We start from the raw sequence: 16,492 nt of genomic DNA, 5'->3' as shown, positions 1-16,492 counted from the left end.
AGGTTTGATCTCCAGGCAATCAAAAAAAGCTACGGCAACTTTCTGCCATAGCTTTCGTCCTATCTTTTACTAAGCCAATACTGCTTCTGCGACACCATTATCGGATAGTAAAATTTCTTTTAAGCGTGCTTTTGCGCGGAATAGACGAGATTTCACCGTACCGATTGACACTTTCATCAATTCGGAAATTTCGGCTAATGAGAATTGGTCCACATAGAAATACCATAAAGTTTTTTGGTAAATGCTATCAAGCTGTGCCATTTTCTCCTGCACGATTTTTGTGATTTCTGTTTTTTCCACAAGTTCTTCTGTCGTAAAATCATTGTTGGGAACCAAATCTAAAATCGGTACGTCTAATTGTTCAGGTTGATTCATCATGTATTTACTGCGACGTACATTTTTGCGATAGCGGTCGCGGAATGTATTCATCGTAATTGTTGTAAGCCATGCTTTTACATGGTCTACTTTTGATACTGATTCTTCATAGCGTACAACTTTTACCCAAACTTCCTGCATTAAATCTTCTGCTTCGTTTTGATTGCGTGTAAGCTTTAAGCAAAGATGGTAAATGTAGCGGTTGTATTCATCATAAATAGTCGTTAATAATTCATTCATTTGAAAGTCCTCCGATAGATTTTATATGAAGTGCGCACTTGGCATAATTACATCGTATGTGTATGTTAAATTTCCTTATGACCTTATTGTGCCAAATTAAACAATTACACTCTATCGGATTGGCTTTCAATTACCTTACAATGCTGTAAGATTGGTTGTAATCATTTGAACGAAATAAATGTTTCTGCATCCCCCGCATAGTCCTCCCCCTACAAAGTTTCCATTACATAAGTAAGCAATTCATTTAACTTTTTAAAATCTTTTTCAAAATTCGGTTGGATTGTGCTGATTTGAGCGATATTGCGTTCTCTTAAATATGCGCTGTCGCCATGCAGATAGAAACCATTTAATTCGCATGCAGTAAGGATTTCAGCCATTTTTGGGTGCTCCCATGTAGCGATCATCGGATAAGTTGCTGTTACTTCAAGCGTTGAATTCTTAATTGCCTCCATCCGCTTTTCCAATACTTCAAAGCGCTCCGGATACAACTTTAGTACATCGCTTACTGCCTCTACAAAACTATGCGGCAATGTGAACGGAATTTGCTTTTCAATATAATAAGGCAAATTCAAATACAGTGGTGCATCACTAGAAATCGGTTGTTCCTTACAGAAGATGAAAGCAAGTCCCGCCACCGTGCCAAGCGCCTTCCCACTGACTGCTGTTGCATAGTGAAGCCCCTGCATCGAAAATGGTATGGAACCAAACGAACTAATACAGTCCGCACATAGCTTTATCTCATATTTTTCCGCCAACTTCCCTAACGAGGCAAGCGGATTTAATGTACTGTTTGATGTTTCGCCATGCACAAATAAAATGTATCGATACCCCACCTTTTGTAAATACGCTTCAATTTCTGCAATATCGAATGGATTTCCCCATCCAACATCAATCTTTTCAATATGTAGTCCCCACTGTTTCGCCTGGTTATGAAGACGTTGACCGAATTCCCCATTTACCAATACTAGTCCGGCTTCAAGAGGAAATTCACTTTTCAGCTGGCCGAGCATCGCATCATTGGCAAGTGTCCCTGTACCGACAAGTGGTATAACGTAATTTGCCTTTGCAAGTTTACATAACCCGCTTTTCATATCATCAAGCTCCTGCTGGAATTTTACGGAGCGATGGGAAATGGTGGACGGAATCAGCGGATTTTCCAATGCAACTGGTCCCGGGAAAAACACTCTATTCTGTTCACGCAGACGCTCACGGAAAACCGCGCTGTCCTGCCGTGTTAAAACCATCGGCAAATACCGTGCTTCCTCTGTTCCAACAGCTGACGCAAATTGCCTGAACCCCATTTGCGTATACATTTTCTCTTCTCGGACCGTACCGGAAATGACGCATGCTGTATATCCTACATCATAAAAATAGCGGTAGATCGCTGTTGCAAGCTTCGTAAAAACACGCCCGTTCCGGTGATTCTTTTTCACCGCGAGCAGCCGGATTTCACATAAATGTTCGCAAACTTCTGCATCCAAGTATTTTTCTACATTACCGATTTTTCGATCGATTGAAAATGGTCGTGTATCGCGGAATGCAACCATACCGACCATTTCCATATTTTTATAGACGATTACATACATATTTTCATCATGAAATTTATCGATAAGCCGACGCAGCGGATTGTGTTCATGCTGGGGAATTTCCTCTACAAAAGTTTCATAGTTTAATGCTGCGATTGCATCAAATTCTTCATCTGTTGCTGCAATTTTACTCCAGTACATTTGGTTTCACCCTTTCTACAATACTATGACGCTGTTTCCAAATAACGAGAACAAGTGCGATTGTTACGATGAATCCTGCTTCTATATATACACTCATAATTATTCCATACAAGATAAACCCGCCTGTCATACTAAGTGTTGCACTTTTTGTTACGAGCAGGCTCAATAAAAAGCCAGCTAAAAATACGAAAATCAATAACGGTGAAAAAGCGACCATTGCTCCAATTACCGTTGCAACTCCTTTTCCACCTTTTCCGCGATTCCAAAACGGGTACAAATGGCCAAGCACTACAGCAATAACAGCAAGTGCAATCGTCAGTTCAGGAAGCTCAAGCATTCGTCCTACAACTACTACAAGAAGCCCTTTTAATCCATCCCCAACTGCCACAAAGATAAAAGCCCACTTCCCTAATGTACGCCCGGCATTTCGTGCCCCAAGATTACCGCTATTCGCATGCTGAAGATCAATTCCTTTTACTTTCCCTAGAACGACCGCAAAAAGGATTGTACCGAGTAAATAACTTAGCAGTATATAGAACATTTTAATCACCCTTTTTGGAATTATTATTTTTATCGTAGCGTATTTGAGCAGAAGTTGCACCGATTGCTTTCCATATTTATCAAAAACACAATACAGTATTTCTTAACTTTAAATGGGTTTATAAAATGATTATTCGCGGGTACTCCATATAATCATTTAGAGAACAATTGAAAAAAGTGTACTTTTATATTTCCTGACGGAGCGTGCTTCCCTCTTTTTTCTAAAAATCATTTATACTAACTATTATCTATTCAAATTTGTTAGGAGTTTATATGAAGAATTTCGGAGGATTTATAGGCTTTATTTTTATCGGATTACTATTTATAGCGATCATCGGAATCGCAATTTCTGTGGAAGTAGGCATTTTACTGCTTGTCGGAATTGAATTTGAAGGTTGGGGAAACTTAATTTGGTTCATTCTAATTTATGGAGTCATTGAATTTGCGTTTGTTATGTTTTCTGATGTCCTGATTGAATTAAAAACAACGCAAAATCACCGGTTCCACAAATACTTTGCGCACTTACTTATCTCCTTTACGCTTTTAATGACAGTTTCACTCATAATGGAATCCATTTACTTGCCTTTATATGGCGGAATTGTCTTTGCCATCGCGACAGCGACAATGTATTGGGTGTTTGATGCAGGCTCAAAAAAAGGAAAGATGAGAAGCTGATTTCCAGATGTTCTATGCTATAATTATTTCTACAACCGAAATAAAGGGAGGCACTCAACCATATGAGTCATTTAGAAAAGTTAGACGGTTACTTTACGGAAAACCGTGAACGTCATTTAGCGGAGTTAAACGAATTTTTACGTATTCCTAGTATTTCTGCTTTATCTGAGCACAAGGCAGATATGTTGTCAGCGGCAAACTGGCTGGCGGACCACTTAAAATCATTAAACATCGAAAACGTATCAGTAGATGAAACAGCGGGTCATCCGGTCGTTTATGGGGAATGGCTTCATGCTGAAGGCAAACCGACAATTCTGTTCTACGGTCATTATGATGTACAACCAGTTGATCCATTAAACTTATGGGAAACACCTCCTTTTGAACCGGCCATCCGCGACAATAAACTGTTTGCACGTGGTTCTTCAGATGATAAAGGACAAGTGTTCATGCATTTAAAAATGATCGAAGCGTTATTTGCGACAGAAGGTACATTACCGGTAAACGTGAAATTCATTTACGAAGGTGAAGAGGAAATCGGCAGTCCGTCTCTTCCGAAGTATACAGAAGACAATAAAGAAAAATTAGCAGCTGACTTAATCGTCATTTCCGATACAGGTCTATACGCAAAAGGAAAACCCGCAGTATGCTATGGCTTACGCGGACTAACAGGTGTGCAGATTGATGTGCGCGGTGCAAAAGGTGACCTGCACTCTGGCCTTTATGGCGGTGGTGTTCAAAACGCGATCCATGCACTTGCAGAAATTTTAGCTTCTTTCCGTAATGAGCACGGGACAATTCAAGTGGAAGGCTTCTATGATTCAGTTCGTCCCCTATCGGAAGAAGAGCGCCAAGCTTACCGTGATTTGAACTTTGATGAAGAAGCATTAAAAGAAGAAGTCGGTGTGAAAGAATTATTCGGTGAAGCTGGCTATTCTTACTTGGAACAAACATGGGCACGTCCAACATTGGAAGTAAACGGTGTTTTCGGCGGCTTCTCTGGTGAAGGCATTAAAACAGTTTTACCTGCTGAAGCGGGTGCAAAAATTACATGCCGCTTAGTACCGGATCAAGACTCTGAGGAAATCGTTTCTTTACTGAAAGCGCATATTGAAAAGCATAAACCAACTGGTGTCGAAGTGACGATTTCTGAATTTGATAAAGGAAAACCTTACTTAACACCATTCGATCACCCGGCAATTCAGGCGGCAGGTCGTTCATATGAAAAAGTATATGAAGTACCTACAGCTTATACGCGCGGTGGCGGATCAATCCCGATCGTTGCAGCATTCGATGAAATTTTAGGTTTGCCTGTAGTCTTAATGGGCTTCGGTCTTTCAAGCGAAAACTTCCATGCACCAAACGAACACTTCCATCTTGAAAACTTCGACCAAGGCTTGCGAGTACTTGGCGATTACATGCATGAAGTAGCAACAATTAAATTTTAAAAACAAGGTGTGCTAAAGCGCCAGTCCAACTCCTAGTGGGCAAAACGCCACGTCCCTGTGGCATGCCCCCCAATGACTCACACCGTGAGAGCCTCTTTTGGAGGGACCGAAATGTCTGAGGAGTTGGCGCTTTAGCCTAGCCTGGACGATAAACAAAAAAGACGCCAATGCTCACTACAGCATTGGCGTCTTTTGGAATCCGTACGGGACCATATAAAAATAGGGGGGTTATATGTTGTCGAAGTCATGTACGAGATTTATGAGTAACATAGCATATCAATGAGTGAGCAAGTTTGCCTTCCATGCACACCGCTCTACTTGATAAACCAATGATAGCATGTCTCCTTCAAGCAAAAAATACGTGGGCTATCATTGTCATATTATGCTCACATTTTCTGTTCACAATTTCTCAACAAGCGGATAGAAAATAATAATATTTTGATGTTTCTTAATTGATTTTTGACGAAATCCTATAATATATAAGAAAAGTCTATTCCATATAAGTATTTATTACTAAATAAAAAAGAAGATTATACATGTGCTTAACCTATATAAAAAAACTCATTCATTTTCTCTATAGGAAAATGAATGAGTTTTTGATTCTACAACTTTAAAGCGCATTTAAAATCATGCCAACTGTTGCATAAATAAAGACTGTCCCAAATACAGCCATCATATGGAAGAGCGAATAACCGAACATAATATTCGCCCACTTCTTCTCACCTTGTTTTTTTGACGCAGCAATACTCATGCATAGCCAAATGACACCAAGGACAAGTGAAACGATTGTTAAACCTAAGCTAAGCGGTAAAAACAAAAAGCTCGATAAAATTAGCAGCACGAGATAAATATTCGACTGAATATATGTGCGCTTTTCCCCTTTTGCTACAGGTAGCATCGGGATATTCGCCGCGGCGTAATCCTCTTTTTTACGAATGGCAATGGCATAAAAATGAGGCATTTGCCAAATGACCATAATTAGAAACAGCGCCCATGCAGCCGGATGCCACAGATCCGGAGCGACGGCTGCCCATCCAATGAGTGGGGGCATAGCGCCTGAAATACTACCAACTTCTGTATTCCAGATTGTACGACGTTTTGTCCACATTGTATAAGGAACAACATAGAAAAATACACCTAAAAACCCTAACAAAGCAGCTAACGGTGATGCTAAATAAAGCGCCGTACATCCTAGTATTAATAAAATCGTCGCAACGATTAGCACTAACTTCGCAGAAAGTTCTCCAGTAACGGTTGGACGAGTTTTTGTACGGGGCATAATTTGATCAATATCCCGGTCATAGACGTTATTATATGCACCTGCTGCAGCTATAACTGCTGCCGAACCAATAATTGCATAAATAATAGCGGGAATATGATCAATAAAATTTAATTCATACGTATACAGGGCGAGCATTAATGCCGCGATCATCGGAATTAAGTTAGATTTTATAATGCCGGTCTTCACTGCTTGCGCCCACAACTGTCGATTCGATTGCGTTTGCATGTTCTTAATCCTACTTCCTAATTAATCACTTTCTCTAGTATAACCTAATCGGGACATAAAGGGTTAGCATCCAGGCTTTTTTTCTCATTTTTCCATTTAAAATGTCGTGATAATCCTGTCACAATTAATGATTGAATTGCTGGACAGACAATTAATGAAACGGCTTATCATTCATTGTTGTACAGACTCTTCCCGCTCTCGGTAAACCCACTTAATAATAGGTAGTACACATAAGAATATAAACAGCAAACGAAACAGCTGGAAAACGGTTACAACGGAAATATCTGCCTTTACCGCAGCCGCTAAAAGCCCCATTTGATCGAGTCCACCAGGTGCCGTGCTTAAAAAGCTTGTCGCAAAGCTCAAATCTAAATACCGGGCAATGAGTAAGCTTGTGCCGTATGTGAGAATAATCATCGCAACCGTACTGGCCATCCCACCGATCAAAACATTCAATGGAAGACGCAATGTTTCCGGCTTTAATAACAGTCCAATATAGGCACCGATTAAAATTTGCGCAATATGAAGAACATCACTCGGCATTGTCGGTGCTTCAATTCCAAAAAATTTTAATCCGATGACAACGATGATCGGTGTTAAAAAGTGCGCGACAGGAAGCTTTAATTTTCTGCCAAGCGGGACGGCAACAGCAGCGAGCAAAATGACCAGACCCACTTGCCATACATCCCATGTCAATGGAATACTTGCTCCCCCAACAACATGACCTGACACTAAAAACGGGATGAGCAGCACGACCCCCAATACACGGACAATATGAAAATACGTGACCGCTGTTAAATGGACATCCCCTTCCTCTTCCGCAAACAATACAAGCTGGGATAACCCACCCGGAACATTGGCAGCGACGGCCGTTTTAAATGTAAGACCCGTTGATCGAGCAATCACCCATGCAATCCCTAAACAAAATGCAAATAATAGAACATTGACGATGACCATAAAAAACAGCAAGGATTTGAAATCGGAAAATAGCGAGAAATCAAATTGCTGACCAATTGCGACACCAACGATTACAAGTCCTGTATTTCGCAAAACAGCCGGCCATCGCAGCCTATCTTTAATGAAAAACTGTGCAACCAGCACCGAAAAAATAGGACCGATCAGCCATGGGATCGGAAATGAAAGCGCGGAGAATAGAAGTGCCCCAATAAGTGCAATGACGAATACAAGAAGCATAATTTCTCCCCTTTCCTTTTAATGAATACGTTCATTTTAACTTAAATTATTTCGTAATGCGAACAACTTATTAAACTGGTAATACAATAGAATGTGTACAATTCCAACCTTATAAAGCTACTAATTAAATAGAAAATATAACACATAATAACAAATATTTATAAATGTTCATGAATTTTTATACATATAGTTTCACTGTATATTTTTGTTATATAATAACCACTTATTATAATGATATAAGGTTTAATCCACATTTTTCATTACCTCCCCCACCTAATACCTCTGTACCAATACATAAACAATTTCACTAAAAATGATTTTTCCATGCAATTTCATTTTACAAGTATAACGACATAACTAAGTATGTAAGCATTTTCATTTGCTATTTTACGTACTTAGTTGCATAATGAGGACATAAAGTTACTATAACTTTAAAACAATAATAGAGGTGTTAATAGATGATCTATGCAAACCCTAATACTGCTGGTGCAGTAGTTAACTTTAAAGAAAAATACGATAACTTTATCGGTGGCGAATGGGTAGCTCCTGTAAAAGGACAATACCTAGATGTTAAATCACCTGTAACTGGTAAAGTATTTACTTCAGTTGCACGTTCAACTGAAGAAGATATTGAATTAGCATTAGACGCAGCACATGCAGCTAAAGGTGCCTGGGCACAAACTTCTGTTGCATACCGCGCGAATATTTTAAATAAAATTGCAGACCGCATTGAAGAAAATTTAGAAAAAATCGCTGTTGCTGAAACTTGGGACAACGGTAAAGCAGTACGTGAAACATTAAATGCTGATATTCCTTTAGTAGTGGATCATTTCCGTTACTTTGCTGGTGCGATTCGTGCACAACAAGGCGGAATTTCTGAAATCGACAACGATACAGTAGCATACCACTTCCACGAGCCAATCGGGGTTGTCGGTCAAATTATTCCTTGGAACTTCCCATTATTAATGGCTTCTTGGAAAATTGCTCCGGCATTAGCTGCTGGTAACGTAATCGTGATGAAGCCTGCTGAACAAACACCAGCTTCAATCATGGTATTAATCGAATTAATTCAAGACTTATTACCAAAAGGCGTATTCAACGTTGTTAATGGTTTAGGTATTGAAGTTGGTAAACCACTTGCTACGAACCCACGCATTAACAAAGTGGCGTTCACTGGTTCTACTGGAGTAGGTCGTTTAATTATGCAATACGCTACAGAGAATATTATCCCTGTAACATTAGAGCTTGGCGGTAAATCACCAAACGTCTTCTTCCCAGACGTAATGGATCATGACGATGAGTATTTGGATAAAGCTATCGAAGGTTTAGTAATGTTCGCATTAAACTCAGGTGAAATTTGTACTTGTCCTTCACGTGCATTAGTTCACGAATCTATCTATGACAAGTTCATGGAACGTGTATTAGAACGCGTTAAAGCAATCAAAATCGGTAACCCGTTAGATACAGAAGTAATGATGGGTGCTCAAGCTTCAAATGAGCAATTACAAAAAATCTTATCTTACATCGAAATCGGTAAAGAAGAAGGCGCTGAGCTACTTATCGGCGGCTACCAAAACCAATTAGATGCTGACCAAGAAGGCGGCTACTATGTAGCACCAACAGTATTCAAAGGTCACAACAAAATGCGTATCTTCCAAGAAGAGATCTTTGGTCCAGTTCTTTCTGTAACAACTTTCTCTACTTTCGAAGAAGCTATGGAAATCGCCAACGACACTGAATTCGGTCTAGGTGCTGGTGTATGGTCACGTAACATGGATACAGCTTACCGCGCTGTACGTGGTATCCAAGCTGGTCGTGTTTGGACAAACACTTACCACCAATACCCTGCTCACGCTGCATTCGGCGGATATAAAAAATCAGGTATCGGTCGCGAAAACCACTTAATGATGTTAGATCACTACCAACAAACAAAATGTATGTTAGTAAGCTACAACAAAAACGCTCAAGGTTTCTTCTAAGCCAAAGCGAGAAGCGAACTATTAGAGGATGTGCTTTTACAGTACATCCTCTTTTTTATAGGAGGATGCTTTATGGAAAAGTTAGTCGCGACTGAAAAAGCGGTTGAGGTTATCGAGCTGTTGAAGGCAAAGCATGGAAATTTGGTGTTTGAGCAGTCTTCCGGTTGCTGCGATGGTACGGTGCCAATGTGTTTTACAAAGGACGGGCACTATATTAGCAGCCAGCTTGTACTTCTCGGGGAAATTTCGGATGTTCCGTATTATATTGATAAGCATCAGTCGGAGTATTTGAAGCATATGCAAGTTCTTGTTGATGTAATGGAAGGTCAGGGCGCATCTTTTTCATTGGAGAGTGCAGAAGGATATGCTTTTTTGATGAAATCAAAGGTAATGAAATAATGTAAAACGCCATCCAGCAGCTTAAATAAAGCTTCTGAATGGCGCTTTTTATTAAGATAAAACTGGGGGATAAATTGGGATAGACAATGTCACCAATGCCACACTTAATAATAATAGCGATAATTTAACGTTTTTCTTCATATTCCTCGTCTCCTTTATAATTAAATGAATTGGATTGCTTTTTCAAATTTCTTTTCTTGCCTGTAGTACTCGCCCAGTAAATAAGAAAACTGCTGGTGCATTTCTTTAAACTCTTCACTGTTTGCCGTAAACGGAAAATAAGCAGTCACTTTGTTCTAATATCCCTTTTGGATTAGCTAATATCCCCCGGACTTCTTCAAATATCCGGTCCGGTTGTTCTAATAAAATCGCATTGCATTTCAGTTTCAACGTATTAAGCTGAAAACGTTACTTCAATACAGCTGGAACCGGCGAAACTTCTAATATCGCTCAAATTTCTTCTAATATCCCCTACTACTCTTCTAATAACCCACATCAATGTTCTAATAAAACCGCCCAATAAAAAACAGCTTAAGCAAAATTTCACTTAAGCTGCTTCACGTATATTATAATTCACAAGCCCAGCCATCTTTATCGCCGTCTCTTGCTGTTGCATAAGCAGGATGCGATGAGCTGACACCTTTCGGATAATAAACCCGCATTTCTGTACAGTTTTTAAATGCAGTCGGTGCTCCTGGAATGACATACGTCCCTGAATTCACATCACCTTTTGGTTTTTCAGGTATCGTATTCGGCACGATGAACTCTTTCGCACTAATCGAGTAGGATTGACCGTTCGTTGTCACAACAATTGTTCCATCCTGTGCAGTTGCGTAAGCTTTTGTACCAACCGTTTTAATGTTTGAAAGCACTTCTTTATGAGGATGGCCATAGCTGTTGCCTTCTTCATAACTTAAAATAACCGCTTTCGGATTTACTTTTTGTAAAAATCCAAGCGAACTACTTGAACTTGAACCGTGATGACCCGCTTTTAAAATCGTTGCGGAAACATCATATTTCTTCGCAATTTGCTCTTCGATTCCTGCATCCGCATCGCCCATCAATAAGAAAGACATATTTTGATACGTCAGTTTTAATACGATGGAAGCATCATTCATATCACTTGCTTGTGCATTGACAGCTAAAACTTGAGTTTTCACATTTGAATCCAATGAAATCAAGTCTCCCGCTTTCGGCTCTGTATAAGGAATTTTTTTATCAACTACCATCTGCAGTAAATTTTCATATGCTACCGTTGTATGGACTTTCCCGCTGTTAATAAACTCGCCAACCGTAAAGCTTTCCAGTACTGCAGCTAATCCACCGATATGATCGGCATCTGGATGTGTTGCTACTACGTAATCAAGCTTCTTCACATTTTTAGATTTTAAATAAGCAACAACCGTGCTGCCGTATTCTTTCGTCCCTGCATCAATAAGCATTGTTTTTCCATTTGGTGCTTGAACGAAAATCGAGTCTCCTTGTCCAACATCTAAAAAGTGTACGTTCAATTTAGAAGATGTTGAGCCTAAACCTTCCTGATATTTCACTGCACGTGCTAAAAATGCAGAAATATGAGCACGCGTTAAATTATTCGCAGGCTTAAATGTACCATCCTCATAACCAGTTGTAATATTGGCTGCAGCTAATTGGCTCACTGCTTCATATGCCGTATGCCCTTTTTTCACATCTTTAAAGGTTTTCGTGCCATTCGGTAAATCAAATGCACGTGCAATAAATGCAGCCATATGACCACGTGTCACTTTTGTCGTCGGCTTAAATGTACCATCCGTATAGCCGTTAATGATACCGGCCTCCACAGCTGATTGAATATACCCGCTGTTTTTATGAGACTTCGGAACATCTTTAAACTTCGTAGCTCGCTGTGTGCCGTCAAGACCAACAGCTTTTGCGACCATGACAGCCACTTCTTCGCGTGTCACAATATCCTTTACACCGTATATCTTTTTATCGGCGCTAATAATACCTTTATCCAATAAAAAAGCTATATCCTGATAGTTACTATGCTTTGGCGATACATCGGTAAACACTTGTTCCGCACTTGTTGGTGTAGCATATAACATCGAGGATATAGTTAGAAGAAACACTAATAATAGACTAAATACTTTTTTCATTTTCTAACCTCCCTTATTTATTATAAATTTTTTAATAAAGAAAGAAAGTTATTTTTGAATAGTATTTAAATTATCTTTTTGGTAGTAATGGATTGTTCATCCTTTTCATGACCACTCAAAATTATAGTTAGGATTTGTCGCTTCTCCCCTTTTTCACAACAATCTCTATATCGTTAAACTAATATCCTATTTCGAGAAAGACTACGGACTATAAGAAATTTAAAATCCTTTACAAATAAAAAAAGCATGCAGCTTCTGCTACATGCTTAGAAATGACCCGTACGGGATTCGAACCCGTGTTACCGCCGTGAAAGGGCGGTGTCTTAACCACTTGACCAACGGGCCATGGCTCCGAAGGCAGGACTCGAACCTGCGACCTGCCGGTTAACAGCCGGATGCTCTACCAACTGAGCTACTTCGGAATAATTATATATGGTGGGCCTAAATGGACTCGAACCATCGACCTCACGCTTATCAGGCGTGCGCTCTAACCAGCTGAGCTATAGGCCCTATTTAAAAACTGGAGCGGGTGATCGGAATCGAACCGACAACATCAGCTTGGAAGGCTGAGGTTTTACCACTAAACTACACCCGCATATGGTGGGTTTGGACGGAATCGAACCGCCGACACTTAGAGCTTCAATCTAATGCTCTACCAACTGAGCTACAAACCCATAAATGGCGGTCCCGACCGGGATCGAACCGGCGATCTCCTGCGTGACAGGCAGGCATGTTAACCGCTACACCACGGGACCATTTGGTTGCGGGGGCAGGACTTGAACCTGCGACCTTCGGGTTATGAGCCCGACGAGCTACCACTGCTCCACCCCGCGATAATATTATGTTTGAACCTGTTTTAAGTACCCAGTTTGTAAAAATGGAGGAGGTAGAGGGATTCGAACCCCCGCGCGGTGTTACCCGCCTGTCGGTTTTCAAGACCGATCCCTTCAGCCAGACTTGGGTATACCTCCAAAATTTTAAAATGGCTACCGAGGGAGTCGAACCCACGACCTTTCGGGTATGAACCGAATGCTCTAGCCAGCTGAGCTAGGTAGCCAAGATCAATAGTTATCTCTACTAGTTAAAGCAATGTAAGCTCTATCCAGTTGAGTAATATGGCGCGCCCGGCAGGAGTCGAACCCACAACCTTCTGATCCGTAGTCAGACGCTCTATCCAATTGAGCTACGGGCGCATATTGTTTATTTATAAAGATGGTGCCGAGGGCCGGAATCGAACCGGCACGGTGATCACTCACCGCAGGATTTTAAGTCCTGTGCGTCTGCCAGTTCCGCCACCCCGGCATTTTTTGGAGCGGAAGACGAGGTTCGAACTCGCGACCCCCACCTTGGCAAGGTGGTGTTCTACCACTGAACTACTTCCGCAAAATGCTTAAGATATTTTTACTCTGACAGTATAAATAATGATTATAAACTGGTGAGCCATGAAGGACTCGAACCTTCGACCCTCTGATTAAAAGTCAGATGCTCTACCAACTGAGCTAATGGCTCTTGATTAAAATGGTGGAGGATGACGGGCTCGAACCGCCGACCCCCTGCTTGTAAGGCAGGTGCTCTCCCAGCTGAGCTAATCCTCCAAAAAAAATAAGCGAAGCGACGTCCTACTCTCGCAGGGGGAAGCCCCCAACTACCATCGGCGCTAAAGAGCTTAACTTCCGTGTTCGGTATGGGAACGGGTGTGACCTCTTTGCCATCATCACTTCACTTAATTATTTAGTTAAAAGAAATTTCATTCTTTCAAAACTGGATAAACGTTTCATTGAATTGAGCAATAAAATGTGGTTAAGTCCTCGACCGATTAGTATTCGTCAGCTGCATGCGTCACCGCACTTCCACCTCGAACCTATCTACCTGATCGTCTTTCAGGGGTCTTACTTACTTGCGTAATGGGAAATCTCATCTTGAGGGGGGCTTCATGCTTAGATGCTTTCAGCACTTATCCCGTCCATACATAGCTACCCAGCGATGCCTTTGGCAAGACAACTGGTACACCAGCGGTATGTCCATCCCGGTCCTCTCGTACTAAGGACAGCTCCTCTCAAATTTCCTACGCCCACGACGGATAGGGACCGAACTGTCTCACGACGTTCTGAACCCAGCTCGCGTACCGCTTTAATGGGCGAACAGCCCAACCCTTGGGACCGACTACAGCCCCAGGATGCGATGAGCCGACATCGAGGTGCCAAACCTCCCCGTCGATGTGGACTCTTGGGGGAGATAAGCCTGTTATCCCCGGGGTAGCTTTTATCCGTTGAGCGATGGCCCTTCCATGCGGAACCACCGGATCACTAAGCCCGTCTTTCGACCCTGCTCGACTTGTAGGTCTCGCAGTCAAGCTCCCTTATGCCTTTACACTCTACGAATGATTTCCAACCATTCTGAGGGAACCTTTGGGCGCCTCCGTTACTCTTTAGGAGGCGACCGCCCCAGTCAAACTGTCCGCCTGACACTGTCTCCTACCCCGCTAAGGGGCATGGGTTAGAAGTTCAATACAACCAGGGTAGTATCCCACCGACGCCTCCTTCGAAGCTGGCGCTCCGAGATCTCTGGCTCCTACCTATCCTGTACAAGTTGTACCAAAATTCAATATCAGGCTACAGTAAAGCTCCACGGGGTCTTTCCGTCCTGTCGCGGGTAACCTGCATCTTCACAGGTACTATAATTTCACCGAGTCTCTCGTTGAGACAGTGCCCAGATCGTTACGCCTTTCGTGCGGGTCGGAACTTACCCGACAAGGAATTTCGCTACCTTAGGACCGTTATAGTTACGGCCGCCGTTTACTGGGGCTTCAATTCACAGCTTCGCTTGCGCTAACCGCTCCTCTTAACCTTCCAGCACCGGGCAGGCGTCAGCCCCTATACGTCACCTTACGGTTTTGCAGAGACCTGTGTTTTTGCTAAACAGTCGCCTGGGCCTATTCACTGCGGCTTCTCTAGGCTATGCACCCAAAGAAGCACCCCTTCTCCCGAAGTTACGGGGTCATTTTGCCGAGTTCCTTAACGAGAGTTCTCTCGCACACCTTAGGATTCTCTCCTCGACTACCTGTGTCGGTTTGCGGTACGGGCACCTCTCACCTCGATAGAGGCTTTTCTTGGCAGTGTGAAATCAGGAACTTCGCTCATACGAGCTCGTCATCACAGCTCAACGTTAAAGTATGCGGATTTGCCTACATACACGCCTTACTGCTTGAACACGCGCAACCAACGGCGTGCTTACCCTATCCTACTGCGTCCCCCCATTTCTCAAACGGTGAGGAGGTGGTACAGGAATATCAACCTGTTGTCCATCGCCTACGCCTATCGGCCTCGGCTTAGGTCCCGACTAACCCTGAGCGGACGAGCCTTCCTCAGGAAACCTTAGTCATACGGTGCATGGGATTCTCACCCATGTTTCGCTACTCATACCGGCATTCTCACTTCTAACCGCTCCACCAGTCCTTCCGGTCTGACTTCAACGCTGTTAGAACGCTCTCCTACCACGCATACTCAAAGTATGCATCCACAGCTTCGGTGAATCGTTTAGCCCCGATACATTTTCGGCGCAGCGTCACTCGACCAGTGAGCTATTACGCACTCTTTAAATGATGGCTGCTTCTAAGCCAACATCCTGGTTGTCTAAGCAACGCCACATCCTTTTCCACTTAACGATTACTTGGGGACCTTAGCTGGTGGTCTGGGCTGTTTCCCTCTTGACTACGGATCTTATCACTCGCAGTCTGACTCCCGTGTATAAATATCCGGCATTCGGAGTTTGTCTGAATTCGGTAAAGCGAGATGCCCCCCTAGTCCAAACAGTGCTCTACCTCCGGTATTCTCAATCACGAGGCTAGCCCTAAAGCTATTTCGGAGAGAACCAGCTATCTCCAGGTTCGATTGGAATTTCTCCGCTACCCACACCTCATCCCCGCACTTTTCAACGTGCGTGGGTTCGGGCCTCCAGTGAGTGTTACCTCACCTTCACCCTGGACATGGGTAGATCACCTGGTTTCGGGTCTACGACCACGTACTAATTCGCCCTATTCAGACTCGCTTTCGCTGCGGCTCCGTCTTCTCAACTTAACCTCGCACGTAATCGTAACTCGCCGGTTCATTCTACAAAAGGCACGCTATCACCCATTAACGGGCTCTAACTACTTGTAGGCACACGGTTTCAGGATCTATTTCACTCCCCTTCCGGGGTGCTTTTCACCTTTCCCTCACGGTACTGGTTCACTATCGGTCACTAGGTAGTATTTAGCCTTGGGAGATGGTCCTCCCGG

Annotated in this window: 11 protein-coding genes, 14 tRNA genes and 2 rRNA genes (1 of these 27 running past the window's edge); 4 read left to right on the top strand and 23 right to left on the bottom strand. The window is 42.4% G+C overall.

The window, feature by feature from the left end; translation table 11 throughout:
* Positions 1 to 69: 69 nt before the first annotated feature.
* The 3 genes from MHB58_RS02375 to MHB58_RS02365 form a co-directional block, all read right to left on the bottom strand.
* Positions 70 to 615, bottom strand: a complete 546-nt coding sequence (locus MHB58_RS02375; protein ID WP_008404685.1) for an RNA polymerase sigma factor — start codon at positions 613 to 615, stop codon at positions 70 to 72.
* Positions 616 to 824: 209 nt separating this feature from the next.
* On the bottom strand, positions 825 to 2,342 hold the full coding sequence (locus MHB58_RS02370) for an aminotransferase class V-fold PLP-dependent enzyme (RefSeq protein ID WP_340734603.1): 1,518 nt from the start codon (positions 2,340 to 2,342) through the stop codon (positions 825 to 827).
* Positions 2,329 to 2,883: a glycerol-3-phosphate acyltransferase gene (locus MHB58_RS02365; protein WP_065216676.1), complete on the bottom strand. Its 555-nt coding sequence runs from the start codon at positions 2,881 to 2,883 to the stop codon at positions 2,329 to 2,331. Before MHB58_RS02365 ends, MHB58_RS02370 begins: the two co-directional genes overlap by 14 nt.
* A gap of 272 nt (positions 2,884 to 3,155) precedes the next feature.
* Between MHB58_RS02365 and MHB58_RS02360 the strand changes: the two genes are divergently transcribed.
* Both MHB58_RS02360 and MHB58_RS02355 read left to right on the top strand, forming a co-directional pair.
* Positions 3,156 to 3,557, top strand: coding sequence for a YrvL family regulatory protein (locus tag MHB58_RS02360; protein ID WP_340734602.1), 402 nt, complete (start codon positions 3,156 to 3,158; stop codon positions 3,555 to 3,557).
* 62 nt (positions 3,558 to 3,619) lie between these two features.
* Positions 3,620 to 5,002, top strand: coding sequence for a dipeptidase (locus MHB58_RS02355; RefSeq protein WP_340734601.1), 1,383 nt, complete (start codon positions 3,620 to 3,622; stop codon positions 5,000 to 5,002).
* 610 nt (positions 5,003 to 5,612) lie between these two features.
* On the opposite strand, the gene cyoE is transcribed toward MHB58_RS02355, so the two are convergent.
* Both cyoE and MHB58_RS02345 read right to left on the bottom strand, forming a co-directional pair.
* On the bottom strand, positions 5,613 to 6,509 hold the full coding sequence (gene cyoE, locus MHB58_RS02350; RefSeq protein ID WP_008404696.1) for a heme o synthase: 897 nt from the start codon (positions 6,507 to 6,509) through the stop codon (positions 5,613 to 5,615).
* Between the two features lie 171 nt (positions 6,510 to 6,680).
* Entirely contained in the window at positions 6,681 to 7,703 is a 1,023-nt protein-coding gene (locus MHB58_RS02345) for an AbrB family transcriptional regulator (protein ID WP_340734600.1), read from the bottom strand.
* A gap of 458 nt (positions 7,704 to 8,161) precedes the next feature.
* Between MHB58_RS02345 and exaC the strand changes: the two genes are divergently transcribed.
* Positions 8,162 to 9,682: an acetaldehyde dehydrogenase ExaC gene (gene exaC / locus MHB58_RS02340; protein WP_014824816.1), complete on the top strand. Its 1,521-nt coding sequence runs from the start codon at positions 8,162 to 8,164 to the stop codon at positions 9,680 to 9,682.
* Positions 9,683 to 9,754: 72 nt separating this feature from the next.
* Entirely contained in the window at positions 9,755 to 10,081 is a 327-nt protein-coding gene (locus MHB58_RS02335; RefSeq protein ID WP_340734599.1) for a DUF779 domain-containing protein, read from the top strand.
* A gap of 161 nt (positions 10,082 to 10,242) precedes the next feature.
* On the opposite strand, the gene MHB58_RS02330 is transcribed toward MHB58_RS02335, so the two are convergent.
* The 18 genes from MHB58_RS02330 to MHB58_RS02245 all read right to left on the bottom strand — a co-directional run.
* The gene (locus MHB58_RS02330; RefSeq protein WP_340734598.1) at positions 10,243 to 10,371 is read right to left on the bottom strand and encodes a hypothetical protein; all 129 of its coding nucleotides are present in this window, start codon (positions 10,369 to 10,371) and stop codon (positions 10,243 to 10,245) included.
* A 276-nt stretch (positions 10,372 to 10,647) separates the two neighbouring features.
* Positions 10,648 to 12,216, bottom strand: a complete 1,569-nt coding sequence (locus MHB58_RS02325; RefSeq protein ID WP_340734597.1) for an S-layer homology domain-containing protein — start codon at positions 12,214 to 12,216, stop codon at positions 10,648 to 10,650.
* A gap of 273 nt (positions 12,217 to 12,489) precedes the next feature.
* Positions 12,490 to 12,561, bottom strand: a tRNA-Glu gene (locus MHB58_RS02320).
* A gap of 1 nt (position 12,562) precedes the next feature.
* Positions 12,563 to 12,638, bottom strand: a tRNA-Asn gene (locus MHB58_RS02315).
* An 11-nt stretch (positions 12,639 to 12,649) separates the two neighbouring features.
* Positions 12,650 to 12,726, bottom strand: a tRNA-Ile gene (locus tag MHB58_RS02310).
* A gap of 11 nt (positions 12,727 to 12,737) precedes the next feature.
* A tRNA-Gly gene (locus MHB58_RS02305) sits at positions 12,738 to 12,811 on the bottom strand.
* A gap of 3 nt (positions 12,812 to 12,814) precedes the next feature.
* Positions 12,815 to 12,890 (bottom strand) — tRNA-Phe (locus MHB58_RS02300).
* A gap of 5 nt (positions 12,891 to 12,895) precedes the next feature.
* A tRNA-Asp gene (locus tag MHB58_RS02295) sits at positions 12,896 to 12,971 on the bottom strand.
* Positions 12,972 to 12,974: 3 nt separating this feature from the next.
* A tRNA-Met gene (locus MHB58_RS02290) sits at positions 12,975 to 13,049 on the bottom strand.
* A gap of 45 nt (positions 13,050 to 13,094) precedes the next feature.
* A tRNA-Ser gene (locus tag MHB58_RS02285) sits at positions 13,095 to 13,187 on the bottom strand.
* A 12-nt stretch (positions 13,188 to 13,199) separates the two neighbouring features.
* A tRNA-Met gene (locus MHB58_RS02280) sits at positions 13,200 to 13,273 on the bottom strand.
* Positions 13,274 to 13,332: 59 nt separating this feature from the next.
* A tRNA-Arg gene (locus tag MHB58_RS02275) sits at positions 13,333 to 13,409 on the bottom strand.
* Between the two features lie 20 nt (positions 13,410 to 13,429).
* Positions 13,430 to 13,518: transfer RNA gene (locus MHB58_RS02270), tRNA-Leu, on the bottom strand.
* 6 nt (positions 13,519 to 13,524) lie between these two features.
* Positions 13,525 to 13,599 (bottom strand) — tRNA-Gly (locus MHB58_RS02265).
* A gap of 50 nt (positions 13,600 to 13,649) precedes the next feature.
* A tRNA-Lys gene (locus MHB58_RS02260) sits at positions 13,650 to 13,725 on the bottom strand.
* 10 nt (positions 13,726 to 13,735) lie between these two features.
* Positions 13,736 to 13,811: transfer RNA gene (locus MHB58_RS02255), tRNA-Val, on the bottom strand.
* A gap of 11 nt (positions 13,812 to 13,822) precedes the next feature.
* Positions 13,823 to 13,938 (bottom strand): 5S ribosomal RNA (rrf, locus tag MHB58_RS02250).
* 74 nt (positions 13,939 to 14,012) lie between these two features.
* Positions 14,013 to 16,492, bottom strand: a 23S ribosomal RNA gene (locus MHB58_RS02245); it runs 449 nt beyond the window's last position.

It is taken from the genome of Solibacillus sp. FSL K6-1554 (assembly GCF_038005185.1).
Lineage (GTDB): Bacteria > Bacillota > Bacilli > Bacillales_A > Planococcaceae > Solibacillus > Solibacillus silvestris.
Note: the sequence above shows the minus strand (reverse complement) of the source record. Positions and strands in the feature narration are given on the sequence as shown.